General features: G+C 41.2%; 15 protein-coding genes. 14 read left to right on the forward strand and 1 reads right to left on the reverse strand.

Translation table 11 applies throughout. The annotated features are described in order from the left end of the window. Nucleotide 1 precedes the first annotated feature (1 nt). A complete protein-coding gene (locus ACIY14_RS02930; RefSeq protein ID WP_409001466.1) occupies nucleotides 2-235 on the reverse strand; it encodes a DNA-dependent RNA polymerase subunit epsilon in 234 nt (77 codons plus the stop codon). Between the two features lie 1002 nt (nucleotides 236-1237). Here ACIY14_RS02930 and ACIY14_RS02935 point away from each other — a divergent pair. The 14 genes from ACIY14_RS02935 (at nucleotide 1238) to ACIY14_RS03000 (ending at nucleotide 13511) form a co-directional block, all read left to right on the forward strand. Beyond that, nucleotides 1238-1453, forward strand: a complete 216-nt coding sequence (locus ACIY14_RS02935) for a hypothetical protein (protein WP_000492029.1) — start codon at nucleotides 1238-1240, stop codon at nucleotides 1451-1453. A gap of 332 nt (nucleotides 1454-1785) precedes the next feature. Further along, nucleotides 1786-2469 (forward strand): tRNA (adenosine(37)-N6)-threonylcarbamoyltransferase complex dimerization subunit type 1 TsaB, encoded by a 684-nt coding sequence (gene tsaB, locus ACIY14_RS02940; RefSeq protein WP_409001467.1) that lies wholly within the window; start codon nucleotides 1786-1788, stop codon nucleotides 2467-2469. Next, nucleotides 2466-2903 (forward strand): ribosomal protein S18-alanine N-acetyltransferase, encoded by a 438-nt coding sequence (gene rimI, locus ACIY14_RS02945; protein WP_409001468.1) that lies wholly within the window; start codon nucleotides 2466-2468, stop codon nucleotides 2901-2903. The genes tsaB and rimI overlap by 4 nt, the downstream gene beginning before the upstream one ends. Next, a complete protein-coding gene (tsaD, locus tag ACIY14_RS02950; RefSeq protein WP_409001469.1) occupies nucleotides 2893-3903 on the forward strand; it encodes a tRNA (adenosine(37)-N6)-threonylcarbamoyltransferase complex transferase subunit TsaD in 1011 nt (336 codons plus the stop codon). Before rimI ends, tsaD begins: the two co-directional genes overlap by 11 nt. A 102-nt stretch (nucleotides 3904-4005) precedes the next feature. Then, the gene (locus tag ACIY14_RS02955) at nucleotides 4006-4869 is read left to right on the forward strand and encodes an XRE/MutR family transcriptional regulator (protein ID WP_409001470.1); all 864 of its coding nucleotides are present in this window, start codon (nucleotides 4006-4008) and stop codon (nucleotides 4867-4869) included. A 322-nt stretch (nucleotides 4870-5191) separates the two neighbouring features. Further along, the gene (locus ACIY14_RS02960; RefSeq protein WP_409001471.1) at nucleotides 5192-5866 is read left to right on the forward strand and encodes a lysostaphin resistance A-like protein; all 675 of its coding nucleotides are present in this window, start codon (nucleotides 5192-5194) and stop codon (nucleotides 5864-5866) included. An 11-nt stretch (nucleotides 5867-5877) separates the two neighbouring features. Next, on the forward strand, nucleotides 5878-6543 hold the full coding sequence (locus ACIY14_RS02965) for a lysostaphin resistance A-like protein (RefSeq protein ID WP_409001472.1): 666 nt from the start codon (nucleotides 5878-5880) through the stop codon (nucleotides 6541-6543). Between the two features lie 70 nt (nucleotides 6544-6613). Continuing rightward, nucleotides 6614-7840, forward strand: coding sequence for an MFS transporter (locus ACIY14_RS02970; RefSeq protein WP_409001473.1), 1227 nt, complete (start codon nucleotides 6614-6616; stop codon nucleotides 7838-7840). A gap of 158 nt (nucleotides 7841-7998) precedes the next feature. Continuing rightward, nucleotides 7999-8694: an AzlC family ABC transporter permease gene (locus ACIY14_RS02975; RefSeq protein ID WP_409001474.1), complete on the forward strand. Its 696-nt coding sequence runs from the start codon at nucleotides 7999-8001 to the stop codon at nucleotides 8692-8694. Next, complete coding sequence (locus ACIY14_RS02980; RefSeq protein ID WP_000253936.1) at nucleotides 8684-9007, forward strand: AzlD domain-containing protein; 324 nt, start codon at nucleotides 8684-8686, stop codon at nucleotides 9005-9007. Before ACIY14_RS02975 ends, ACIY14_RS02980 begins: the two co-directional genes overlap by 11 nt. Before the next feature lie 102 nt (nucleotides 9008-9109). Further along, nucleotides 9110-9952 carry a transporter substrate-binding domain-containing protein gene (locus tag ACIY14_RS02985; RefSeq protein ID WP_409001475.1) on the forward strand — a complete coding sequence of 281 codons (843 nt, stop codon included), beginning with the start codon at nucleotides 9110-9112 and terminating at the stop codon, nucleotides 9950-9952. Between the two features lie 153 nt (nucleotides 9953-10105). Continuing rightward, on the forward strand, nucleotides 10106-10960 hold the full coding sequence (locus ACIY14_RS02990; RefSeq protein WP_000694518.1) for a MetQ/NlpA family ABC transporter substrate-binding protein: 855 nt from the start codon (nucleotides 10106-10108) through the stop codon (nucleotides 10958-10960). Between the two features lie 123 nt (nucleotides 10961-11083). After that, nucleotides 11084-12457, forward strand: a complete 1374-nt coding sequence (locus ACIY14_RS02995) for a M20 family metallopeptidase (RefSeq protein ID WP_409001476.1) — start codon at nucleotides 11084-11086, stop codon at nucleotides 12455-12457. Further along, nucleotides 12450-13511, forward strand: a complete 1062-nt coding sequence (locus ACIY14_RS03000; RefSeq protein ID WP_409001477.1) for a methionine ABC transporter ATP-binding protein — start codon at nucleotides 12450-12452, stop codon at nucleotides 13509-13511. The genes ACIY14_RS02995 and ACIY14_RS03000 overlap by 8 nt, the downstream gene beginning before the upstream one ends.

Below are 13511 nucleotides of genomic sequence, written 5' to 3' on the forward strand. Positions count from 1 at the left end.
ATTAGAACTCCGTGATTTCGAAGACGCCAGTTTCTTTTTCGTAATCTAGCAATTTGTCAGACAAGAGTTCGATATACTCGATGTTGTACTCTGGGCGGTTTTCTTCGACAAGTTGGCGAGCAGCGATACGGCCCTCAAGTTCTGAGCTGGCATCGATGTTTAGGTAAAGTGCTCGTGTTGTTTCACGACGTGGGCTACGTTCTTTTGTTTCTTGATAAAAAACTTTGTAAATCATATAGTTCCTTTCTATTTATAGGTCAACTTATTCCAAACTTTTAGCAGAGATTTGCTTAATTTCATTCCATTTTGTGTCTAGATTGACCTTGATTCGTTACAATTATTTCAATTATACCACAAAATGAAAAATTAGTAAAAGACGGAAATGGAGAAAGTAGGGAGGGAAAGAGGGAGCAAAAAGACAGGTAGGATTTGGTCGGAGAGCGCTTAGGTGTTATAATTAAAGGGGGAATCTGAGGAGATAGTAGATTTAAGGAAGAATATAGTTCTAGTTTCATTAATCGTTAGAGTAGATGGTTGGGAAGAATGATATCTTTGAAAAAAGAAAAAGCTCCTGAGTAATCTCAAGAGCAACCAAAAAGGCTGAGACAAAACTCGGGGATTTTCCTGGAGCAGTCCAGATGGCAGCACCTCTACCTGAAGCGAATGTATCGCAACCTTTGAATGACTTGTCACCAAATCAAACTCGATCTCAGCCTTTACTTAATTCTATCATCTATGAGGCTAAGAAGTCAATCTATAAGTATAACGATGTAGAAATAGCAAGATGGAGTGGAGTGCTTACTAAACAGGCAAAGAAAAGCCCTTAATTTAAGAGTAAGCAAAAAGAGAGGACCAATGGTAGTCAGGGGTATTTACAGCTCAAAGCTGAAGGTAGTCCCACACCCGTACCAGAAGTTGGTACCTTTGAACGCTCTGTTACCAGTCGCCCTACGTTATCCTCTCAATATCTATATTTTACTATAACTTACTGAGGGAATCAATTTTGAAAGCATCAAAAAGCTCCTGACCGAAGTCAAGAGCCGTCAAACACTGGGGGCGAATTGTTCAATCGCAATTTCAGTTCTTTAGAAACCAAAGTTTCAGGGATAGCACTGCAACCCGAAGAGTCAACGACTCAACCTAATTTTCCTACCAGTGTTGAATTACATTTTAACATTGATAGACCAACATTGTCAACGGTTTATATGAAAATAGGAATACAAAAGGAGGATTAAGAATGTTTAGTTTGTTTGAATTTGCAGTAGGGGTTCGCCTCTTGATGTTTGTAGTCTTTGTAGCCTGTGTCTATGGGGGGAATGCCCTGTTTGTGCATCTGGAACACCGCAAAACAAAATTCCTTTGGAAGCTTGCTTTTGTGACGCTCTATTCAATTTTTCTCCTTCTTGTAACCTATGTTGTCTGGCTCGTTTTCTACTTTGGTTTAAATGCTTAAGCTCCAGTACTCATCTAAATATAGAGAAAATCCACCTCGTCTCGATAGATGGGATGAACTTTCTGTATATTTAGATGAGATCTTTATTGTTACAATGTTGATTTCTCGCATCGAAAATCGAGTTGAAACATATATGCCTGATCCAAATTTTTTACGAAGAACCTTTCAATTTCCTTGTTCACTTTTCTATTCCAAAAGCTACAACTTTTTTTAAATTTTTGTGCAGAATTGTTTTTCTAAGTGACAGGCCCTTTTGTTTCAAAACAAAGAAAATTCCCATGCGCTGGCTTTTGTAGTATAATAGTAAACAGACAAAAAGATAGGAATGTGTTATGAAAGTATTAGCTTTTGATACGTCCAGCAAGGCTCTGTCTCTCGCTATTTTAGAGGACAAGCAGGTTCTTGCCGAGACGACTATTAATATCAAGAAAAATCACAGTATTACCCTCATGCCTGCCATCGATTTTTTGATGGCCAGTCTGGATTGGACGCCCAAGGACTTGGATCGAATCGTGGTCGCTGAAGGGCCAGGTAGCTACACAGGTTTGCGAATTGCGGTAGCAACTGCCAAGACCTTGGCTCATACTCTGAACATTGAGTTGGTTGGCATGTCCAGTCTCTTGGCTCTGGTGCCACGTCAGCAAGAAGGCTTGGTGATTCCTATCATGGATGCACGTCGTAACAATGTGTATGCAGGATTTTATGAAAATGCCCAGCCAGTCTTTCCAGAAGCGCACCTGTCCTTTGCGGAAGTGCTAGAGCAGGTCAAGGATGCTGAACAGGTAACCTTTGTCGGAGAAGTTGGTCCCTTTGTGGAGCAGATCCAAGAACAGCTACCACAAGCTAGCTACCAAGAAACCTTGCCAAATGTAGCTAATCTAGCTCTTTGGGCATGGGACAAGAAAGAAGACTCCTTGCACGACTTTGTGCCAAATTACCTCAAGCGTGTCGAAGCCGAGGAAAATTGGCTCAAGAACCACACCGAGTCTGGCGAGTCTTACATTAAACGCTTATGATAGAAATCAAACGAATCCAAAAACAGCCTGAACTAGCTCAAGCCATCTATGCTGTCATGGTAGCTGTTTACCCAGTCAGCCCTTGGACGCTGGAACAAATCCAAGCAGACCTGTCCCAAGACCAGACTTGGTACGCTCTAGCTTATGATGGGGCAGAAGTGATTGGCTTTCTAGCTGTGCAGGAGAATCTCTTTGAGGCAGAAGTCCTGCAAATCGCTGTCAAAGGAGCCTATCAGGGTCAGGGGATTGCGTCAGCCTTGTTTGCAACATTGCCGACAGCCAAGGAGATTTTCCTCGAAGTTAGAAAATCAAATCATCAAGCGCAAGCATTTTACAAGAAAGAAAAGATGGCGATCATCGCTGAGCGAAAGGCTTACTATCATGACCCAGTTGAGGACGCCATTATCATGAAGAGAGAAATAGATGAAGGATAGATATATTTTAGCATTTGAGACATCCTGTGATGAGACCAGTGTCGCCGTCTTGAAAAACGACGATGAGCTCTTGTCCAATGTCATTGCGAGTCAAATTGAGAGTCACAAACGTTTTGGGGGCGTAGTGCCAGAAGTGGCTAGCCGTCACCATGTCGAGGTTATTACAGCCTGTATCGAGGAAGCACTGGCAGAAGCAGGAATTACCGAAGAGGACGTAACAGCCGTTGCCGTTACCTATGGACCAGGATTAGTTGGAGCCTTACTAGTTGGTTTGTCAGCTGCCAAGGCCTTTGCTTGGGCACATGGCCTGCCACTGATCCCCGTCAACCACATGGCTGGCCACCTCATGGCAGCTCAGAGTGTGGAGCCTTTGGAGTTTCCTTTGTTGGCACTTTTGGTCAGCGGTGGACACACCGAGTTGGTCTATGTGTCAGAGGCTGGTGATTACAAGATTGTTGGGGAGACACGAGACGATGCAGTTGGGGAGGCTTATGATAAGGTCGGCCGTGTCATGGGCTTGACTTATCCAGCAGGTCGCGAGATTGACGAGTTGGCCCATCAAGGTCAGGATATTTATGACTTCCCTCGTGCCATGATCAAGGAAGACAATCTGGAGTTTTCATTCTCAGGTTTGAAGTCTGCCTTTATCAATCTTCACCACAATGCTGAGCAAAAGGGAGAAAGCTTGTCTACAGAGGATTTGTGTGCTTCCTTCCAAGCAGCTGTCATGGATATTCTCATGGCAAAAACTAAGAAAGCTTTAGATAAATACCCTGTTAAAACCCTTGTTGTCGCAGGTGGTGTGGCGGCCAATAAAGGTCTTAGAGAACGCTTGGCAGCCGAAATCACTGATGTCAAGGTCATTATTCCACCCTTGCGTCTCTGTGGAGACAATGCAGGAATGATTGCCTATGCCAGCGTCAGCGAGTGGAACAAAGAAAACTTTGCAGACTTGGACCTCAATGCCAAACCAAGTCTTGCCTTTGATACCATGGAATAAAGAGTCAGCTTGAAGCTGGCTTTTTGCCTCCTTAAATGTCAGAATATTTTGACAAATGATTACAAATAATGATATAATATATAAAAAATAAGAGGTGGCAAGATGATTGAGAGAATGGAATTGGGAGAATTTTACAAGGAATTGCGCTTGGCGAGAAAACTCAAGCGGTCAGATGTGGCTTGTGCTGGACTAACAGCATCCCAGCTATCCAAGTTTGAACTAGGGCAGTCTATGCTGTCTGCGGATAAGTTGATCCTAGCTATCCAAGGGATAAATGTGACCTTCGATGAATTTGGGCATAAGCTCAACAACTATCAAGAATCTCCACATATGAAATTTGGTAGAAGGGTTGTGGATCGTTTTGCCCATCAGGATATAGCTGGTTTAGAGCAATTGTTGAAGGAAGTCGAGCAAGAACAGATGGCGCAGATCTATCGTCGTTTGAACGCTATTGTGATTAAAAATGCTATCCATTCCTTGGATAAAAGCTATCTACTCGAAGAGGAGGATCGTGAGTTTTTGACCACCTACCTCTATGCTATTGAGTCTTGGACCTGGTTTGAACTCTATCTTTTTTGCAATACCATGCCCTTCTTGAGCAATCAAGACCTGATTTTTTTATCAACCTCTTTACTTGAAAAATCCAAGGAATTTAAAGAATTGGCACACAATAGACTGTATATGAAAAGTGGCTTTCTGAATATCATATCAGAGCTTATGGAGCGTAAGCTTTTCTCTTACATCCTAATCTTTGAGTCCGAGTTGGAGAGCATGCTTCGTCCGTATGATGTTTTTGAAAAATTATTGTGGCAATTTTTAAAGAAGATGAGCATTTTCCTTCAAACTAAGGGGAGCAATCAAAAAGAGATTGAAAACTTTATCCAATCTCTGCAAGTATTAGAAAATCCACAATTGATAGCCCTTTTTGAACTACGCTTACGGCAATATAAAGAACTTATCGATTAGTCCACAATCGCAAATGAGAGATTTCTATGAGAAAAAATGTCAAATATGCGATTTTCTAAAATAGGGCAGTTTTCATGTTATACTTTCCTCATAAGATACTTGAAGCAAATCCTAGATAGCAGAAGCGGAGTTGGAGAAGGTTTACGTCGGAAATTTCACTATGGCTTGTGTGGGTGAAAATATTGGTTGTGGTGGTAGTGCTTTGCCTGCTTGGGGAGGTAGAGGTATTAGTCCCAGACCTTATGGGGCATTTGATTGGTCGAATGGGCTGATTGAAGGACTGTTTGGAAAACGTCGTAACTAACATTTGGGAGAAAAAACTATGAAAAGGGAAGAAACGAAATTTTACCTAGGGACCATTTTGGTACTTATGTCTTATTACTTGATTTTTAATTTAGTAGTGAGATTAGAGTTTATGGATCAATTATCAGATTTTGGATTTTATGGGATTCAAATTTTATTGATAATAATTGAAGGAATTGCTGCTACTGTGGTTCTTGTTAAGAGTCAACGTTGGAAAGAGTACGGTCGATTCCAGTTTCGTTGGTCCTATCTGGGTATCTTCTTTCTTTCCTTTATATCGATGTTTTTGTGGGTAAATATAACGACTCGGATCTTTCCCAACACGCAAAATGGTAGTGCTATAAAAGAAACCGTAGCCAATTTGACAGGAATTAGTTATTTTGTGACACGTATTCTCTACGGCAGTCTTATTGCTCCGATAGTTGAGGAATTAGTTTTCCGTGGACTTCTGATGACAGCCCTATCTAAATTTAAAAAATACTATATTGATGTTATCATTTCTTCCACACTCTTTAGTCTCATCCATGTTTTGCAATATGGATGGGTGTCAACAGACTTCATCGTTTATGCAGGAGCAGGTCTACTACTCTGTATGCTCTTTCGTTATACACGTTCAATTTATTGGTCAATGGCCCTTCACATCTTGTGGAATACCTTTTTAATTATCGTGAGCTTATTGGTGTTTGGATATTAGAAAGATGAAATATGAAAAAGATAATCTCACGCTACTACTTGTTTATAGCTATTTTACTTGTCATTGCTGACCAGTTCTTGATTCGTTTGCTTTTACACAGCGACCTTGCTGCTGGTCTATCTGACTTTGCCTATTATTTGTCGGATATGATGTTGAATTTTCTTGTGGTTTTATTTGCTCTTATTGTTATGGTTTGGTCAGGGAAATGGCAGAAAATTAACAGTAGAAAATTTAAAGGTTCTTATCTTTTTTATTCCTTTTTAGCTCTTCTTGCTTTTGTTATTTGGAATTTCGTTACCTTTTTTCTTTTCCCACCTACTCGAAATGAAATTTCTTATCAACATGCTGCTCCTACCTTTACAGGAGCTACGGCATTTTTAATGTATTTTTTCTATCCTGTAATTGCAGGTCCCATTTTTGAAGAGATAATTTATCGTGGGTTGGTGATGACCGCTCTGGAAAAAGGGAAGAAATGGGGACTGGATGTGCTCGGTTCGGCTGCTTTGTTTGGAATCTTGCACATTAGTAATCATGGTTGGGTTTTGACAGACTTTTTCTCATATATGGGTGGTGGTCTCATATTTGCAGTCTTATTTAGAGTGACAAAGTCCATTTATTGGCCAATTGGACTGCATATAGTCTACAATGCCATTGGTCAAATTTTACCGTTGCTGTAATTTGGGGTGCTCAATAATATCGGTCTATTCTTGGGGAAAAGTTCCCATTTGAATTCAAAAAGGAGTTGTGATGAAAGTATTTCTTCAAAATAGAGATTTTAGGCAATTAACCATCAACCAGTGGATTTCGACGGTTGGGGATACGATTTTTTATTTGGCCTTTTTGAATTATGTGGCAGATGCGTCATTTGCCCCTTTGGCAATTTTACTCATTACGATTTCAGAGACTGTTCCTCAAGTTCTGCAAATCTTTATGGGAGTTTTGGCTGACTTTCAACACCATCGTGTTCTAAAGTATACGGTTATTAGTTTTGTCAAATTTGTACTTTATTCTATAGTGGCACTTTCGCTTTCAGGGCAGTCCTTTTCCTTATGGCTAGTATTCTTTATTTGTTTGATGAACCTTTTGTCGGATACATTGAGTTACTTTTCAGGAGCCATGCTAACTCCTATTTTTATAAGAATCATTGGGAAAGAACATCTGACAGAAGCTATTGGCTTTAAACAATCAACAGTTAGTTTAGTTCGGACAATCAGTAATATTCTAGGAGGGATTTTACTAGGAATTCTTTCCATTCAGTTCATTTCCTTGCTAAACGCTCTGACGTTTCTGATAGCATTTGTAGGTATTCTTTTCATAAAAAATGATCTTTTGAAAGTTGAAAAAACAATTAGCTATCAAGAAGGTCTTTCTGTAAAATCGTTTTGCCAGCATTTGTTCCAATCATCGAAATTGATCTGGAATATGGATAGAGTGATCTTCATTTTATTTATCGTCTCTATCAGCCAAGCTGTGATCAATGTCACTGTTCCTATTTCGACTCTTTTTTTAAGAAACCAACCGTTTTTGAATTTACAAACCGGTCAATCACTCGCTTTGTTATCAACACTAGAATTATCAGCACTTATTGTCGGAAGTCTCGTTAGTGGCTATCTGAAGAATACAATCTCCATAAAACTAGCTCTATATGCCTCAGTCGTCATCCAGTTACTCCTTTTAGTAGGATTTGCCACAGGTCACTTTGGTTTGATTTTGCTTTTCAGCTCCTTGGATGCCTTCATCGCAGGGTTACTCTCTCCTAGATTGCAAGAACTCGTCTTTAAACAAATACCTGAGGAATCAATGGGAGCGGTTCAATCCTCTATTGGTGCTATTACGGTTGTTTTACCAAGTCTATTCACAATTGTTTTCGTAACGATTGCTACAAGTTTTGGAACCCTAGCGGTCAGCTTTATTCTATTGCTATTACTCCTAACCGCATTTATCATGCTCTTGAATATCCATGAGAGCATTTAGTGGGGAGTTTGTATAATAGGTGTTTGAGACTGGATTACCAGTCTTTTTATGATGGCCAAAATCAGCAAACTTTTTTCTCTTCTTTGAATATGTTATAATAGTCCGTGCTGTGGCTGTGATGACGAACAGACTCAATTGGAGAGAATATGAGGAGAAGGATGAAAGAAAAAGGATTTTGGGAGGGAGTGCAAGCGGCCATTCCGACTGCCCTTGGCTATGTTAGTATCGGACTGGCCTGTGGGATTATTGGTGCACCCTATGTAACACCTGTTGAGATGGGCTTGATGAGCCTCTTTGTTTATGCCGGGAGCGCCCAGTTTGCCATGCTGGCACTGATTGCGGTACAAGCGCCTGTTGCTGCTATTTCTATGACGGTCTTTTTAATCAATTTACGACTCTTTTTGCTGAGTCTGCATGCGTCGACTTATTTCCGTCATACCAGTCTCTGGCAAAATATCGGTATGTCTAGTCTCTTGACAGATGAGACTTACGGGGTTTTGATGGGAGAATTAGCCCATACAGACAAGGTCAATCCTATGTGGATGCATGGGAATAATCTCAACAGTTATGTAGCTTGGTTTGTTGGGACAGTTGTTGGGACAGCTCTAGGTGGTTTACTGCCAAATCCAGAAATCTTTGGCCTTGATTTTGCCCTTGTGGGAATGTTTATCGGGATTTTTGCTTCGCAGTTCCAGATTATGCAAAGACGGATTCCTGTCCGCAATCTGCTGAAGATCCTAGCAGTTGTTACGGTGTCTTTCTTTTTGCTCTTGACAGTGGTGTCTCAGTCTCTAGCTGTTCTATTTGCGACGCTACTTGGATGTACAATGGAGGTGGTCTTAGATGGTCAGTAAATATCTTTTGTTAGCCGTTATCTTTTCAGGCCTAGTGACTTGGATACCTCGTATGATTCCTTTCATCTTGGTCAAGTACAAGGGGTTGCCAGCAATCGTCGAGCGTTTTTTGAAGTTTTTGCCTGTTTCTATTATCTTTGCCTTGATCCTTTCAAGCGTGGTGACAGGCAAGGTTGGGAGTCTTCCTCAAATCAAATGGTTGGACTTTTTAGCAGTCTTTCCAACGGCTTGGGTAGCCTTTCGCTACCGCAATCTAGTGGGCACAGTTCTTTTTGGAGTGGTCTTGATTGCAGTCTTGCGTCTGGTCTTTTAGTCAGCCATAAAAAAAACCTATCACCGAGATAGATATCATATAATAGCGAAAAAAATTATTTTCTGATAAGATAGTAAGGTATTCTATTTTGGAGGAAATATCATGAAAAAAATCGTTAAGTATTCATCACTTGCTGCTCTAGGGCTTGTTGCGACAGGTGTACTAGCAGCTTGCTCAGGTGGAGATAAGAAAGATACTGCAACTAGCGAAGCAGCATCTGCTAAGAAAGAAATTATCGTTGCAACCAATGCTTCACCAAAACCATTTAACTACGAAGAAAATGGCGAGTTGACTGGTTATGAGATTGAAGTAGTCCGTGCTATCTTTAAAGACTCTGACAAGTATGATGTTAAGTTTGAAAAGACAGAATGGTCAGGTATCTTTGCAGGCCTTGACGCAGATCGTTACCAAATGGCGGTTAACAATATCAGCTATACAAAAGAACGGGCAGAAAAATACCTCTACGCAGCACCAATTGCTAAAAATCCTAACGTTCTTGTTGTGAAAAAGGACGACAACAGCATCAAGTCTCTTGATGATATCGGTGGAAAATCAACTGAAGTCGTTCAAGGAACAACCTCAGCTAAACAATTGGAAGAATACAACAAACAACACGCAGATAATCCAACGGTTCTTAACTACACTAAGGCAGATTTCCAACAAATCATGTCTCGTTTGAGTGATGGCCAGTTTGACTACAAGATTTTTGATAAAATCGGTGTAGAGACAGTTATCAAAAACCAAGGTTTGGATAATTTGAAAGTCATCGAACTTCCAAGCGACCAACAACCTTACGTATACCCACTTCTTGCAAAAGGCCAAGATGAGTTGAAGGAATTTGTGGATAAACGCATCCAAGAACTATACAAAGACGGAACTCTTGAAAAATTATCTCAACAGTTCTTTGGCGGTTCTTACCTACCAGCAGAAGCTGATATTAAATAAGTTTGTAAATCATCCATTCTCTCGTAGGTGGATGATTTTGCAACTTCTAGACTTATAGTTTCAAACTATATGTCTGCCTATCTAATAACAATTTGCGAAATCAAATAAAGTATGAGATACTATTACGGTATTATTTTTAAAGGAGAAAGAATCATGAAAATTAAAAAATGGTTAGGCGTAGCAGCTATTGCTACAGTAGCAGGCCTTACACTTGCAGCTTGCGGAAATTCGGACAAGAAAGCAGACAATACAACTACAGTTAAAATTGCGACTGTTAACCGTAGTGGCTCAGAAGAAGCACGTTGGGACAAAGTCCAAGAATTAGTTGAAAAAGACGGCATTAAATTGGAATTCACAGAGTTTACAGATTACTCACAACCAAACAAGGCAACTGCTGATGGTGAAGTAGACTTGAACGCTTTCCAACACTATAACTTCTTGAACAACTGGAACAAAGAAAACGGAAAAGATCTTGTAGCGATTGCAGAGACTTATATCTCACCAATCCGCCTTTACTCAGGTAAAAATGGAGAAGAAAACAAGTACACTAAAGTGGAAGAAATCCCAGATAACGGTGAAATCGCAGTACCAAACGATGCTACTAACGAAAGCCGTGCTCTTTACCTTCTTCAATCAGCTGGTTTGATCAAGTTGGATGTTTCAGGAACTGAACTTGCTACAATCGCAAACATCAAAGAAAATCCAAAGAACTTGAAGATTACTGAATTGGATGCTACTCAAACAGCTCGTTCATTGTCATCAGTTGACGCTGCCGTTGTAAACAATACCTTCGTTACAGAAGCAAAATTGGACTACAAGAAAGCACTCTTCAAAGAACAAGCTGATGAAAACTCAAAACAATGGTACAACATCATTGTTGCGAAAAAAGATTGGGAATCATCACCTAAGGCTGATGCCATCAAGAAAATTATCGCAGCTTACCACACTGATGAAGTGAAAAAAGTTATCGAAGAAACATCAGACGGTTTGGACCAACCAGTTTGGTAATAAGACACAGGGAGGTGGGAGAGAGTTTCCACCTCTTGCTTTTGTCTAGACTGTTGGTTTTGAAGAAGACGATCTTGTAGTCCGTCCATAGACACAAGTCCTCAGTAGAAAGTGAGAGAAAAAATGGTTTTTCCTAGCGAACAAGAACAGATTGAAAAATTTGAAAAGGATCATGTAGCCCAGCATTACTTTGAAGTTTTGCGTACCTTGATTTCTAAGAAATCAGTCTTTGCCCAGCAGGTCGGGCTCAAGGAAGTCGCAAACTATCTGGGTGAGATTTTCAAGCGTGTGGGAGCTGAAGTCGAGATTGATGATAGCTACACAGCGCCTTTTGTCATGGCGCATTTCAAGAGTTCGCGTCCAGATGCTAAGACTTTGATCTTCTATAACCACTATGACACTGTACCAGCGGACGGAGATCAGATTTGGACAGAGGATCCCTTTACACTTTCTGTGCGTAATGGATTTATGTATGGGCGTGGTGTTGACGACGACAAGGGCCATATCACGGCTCGTTTGAGTGCTTTGAGAAAGTATATGCAGCACCACGATGACCTGCCTGTCAATATCAGCTTTATCATGGAAGGGGCAGAGGAATCTGCTTCCATGGATCTAGATAAGTATTTAGAGAAACACGCAGACAAACTTCGAGGAGCAGATTTGCTAGTCTGGGAACAAGGAACCAAGAACGCCTTGGAGCAGTTAGAAATTTCTGGTGGAAACAAGGGGATTGTAACCTTTGATGCTAAGGTAAAAAGTGCGGATGTGGATATCCACTCGAGTTATGGTGGTGTCGTGGAATCAGCTCCATGGTATCTTATCCAGGCCTTAAGTAGTCTGCGAGCTGCTGATGGGCGTATCTTAGTAGAAGGCTTGTACGAGGATGTTCAAGAGCCAAATGAACGAGAACTAGCCTTGGTGGATACCTACGCCCAACGTAATCCTGAGGAAATCAGTCGCATTTATGGCTTGGAATTGCCTCTCTTACAAGAGGAACGTGCAGCCTTTCTAAAACGTTTCTTTTTCGAGCCAGCCCTCAATATCGAAGGGATTCAGTCAGGTTATCAAGGGCAAGGGGTTAAAACGATTTTGCCAGCAGAAGCCAGTGCCAAGTTAGAGGTTCGTTTGGTTCCTGGCCTAGAACCGCATGATGTTCTGGAAAAAATTCGGAAACAGCTAGACAAAAATGGCTTTGATAAGGTAGAATTATACTATACCTTGGGAGAGATGAGCTATCGAAGCGATATGAGCGCGCCAGCTATTCTCAACGTAATCGAGTTGGCCAAGAAATTCTATCCACAGGGAGTTTCAGTCTTGCCGACTACAGCTGGAACAGGGCCTATGCATACGGTCTTTGATGCCCTAGAGGTGCCAATGGTAGCCTTCGGTCTAGGAAATGCCAATAGCCGGGACCACGGTGGAGATGAAAACGTCCGAATCGCCGATTACTACACCCATATTGAATTAGTAGAGGAGCTGATTAGAAGCTATGAGTAGAGATATTATCAAGTTAGATCAGATCGATGTGACTTTTCACCAAAAGAAAAGAACCATCACAGCAGTCAAGGATGTGACCATTCGCATCCAAGAAGGGGATATCTACGGTATCGTTGGATATTCTGGAGCAGGAAAATCCACTCTTGTCCGAGTGATTAATCTCTTGCAAAAACCATCTGCAGGGAAAATTACCATTGATAACGATGTGATTTTTGATGGTAAGGTTACCTTGACGGCAGAGCAGTTGCGTCGCAAGCGTCAAGATATCGGGATGATTTTCCAGCATTTCAATCTGATGAGTCAAAAGACAGCAGAGGAGAATGTGGCCTTTGCCCTCAAACACTCTGGACTCAGCAAGGAAGAAAAGAAAGCTAAAGTTGCTAAGTTGTTGGATTTGGTTGGCTTGGCAGATCGTGCTGAAAACCACCCTTCTCAACTATCTGGAGGGCAAAAACAGCGTGTGGCCATTGCGCGTGCCTTGGCCAATGATCCAAAAATCTTGATTTCAGATGAGTCAACTTCTGCCCTTGACCCTAAGACAACCAAGCAAATTCTGGCTTTACTGCAAGATTTGAACCAAAAACTAGGCTTGACTGTTGTCCTGATTACGCATGAAATGCAGATTGTCAAAGACATCGCCAATCGTGTGGCAGTCATGCAGGATGGGCGTTTGATTGAAGAAGGCAGTGTCCTTGAAATCTTCTCGGATCCTAAACAACCTTTGACTCAGGACTTTATCTCAACAGCCACGGGTATTGACGAAGCCATGGTTAAGATTGAGAAGCAAGAAATCGTAGAGCATTTATCTGAGAACAGTATCTTAGTGCAACTCAAATACGCTGGGGCTTCGACAGACGAGCCACTTTTGAATGAATTGTACAAGCATTACCAAGTAACGGCTAATATCCTCTATGGAAATATCGAAATCCTCGATGGAACTCCTGTTGGAGAATTGATTGTAGTCTTATCAGGTGAAAAAGCAGCACTAGCAGGTGCTCAAGAAGCCATTCGACAAGCAGGTGTACAGCTAAAAGTATTGAAGGGAGGACAGTAA

Origin of the sequence: Streptococcus sp. ST16, from assembly GCF_046098135.1 — a bacterium.
Classification (GTDB): Bacteria; Bacillota; Bacilli; order Lactobacillales; family Streptococcaceae; genus Streptococcus.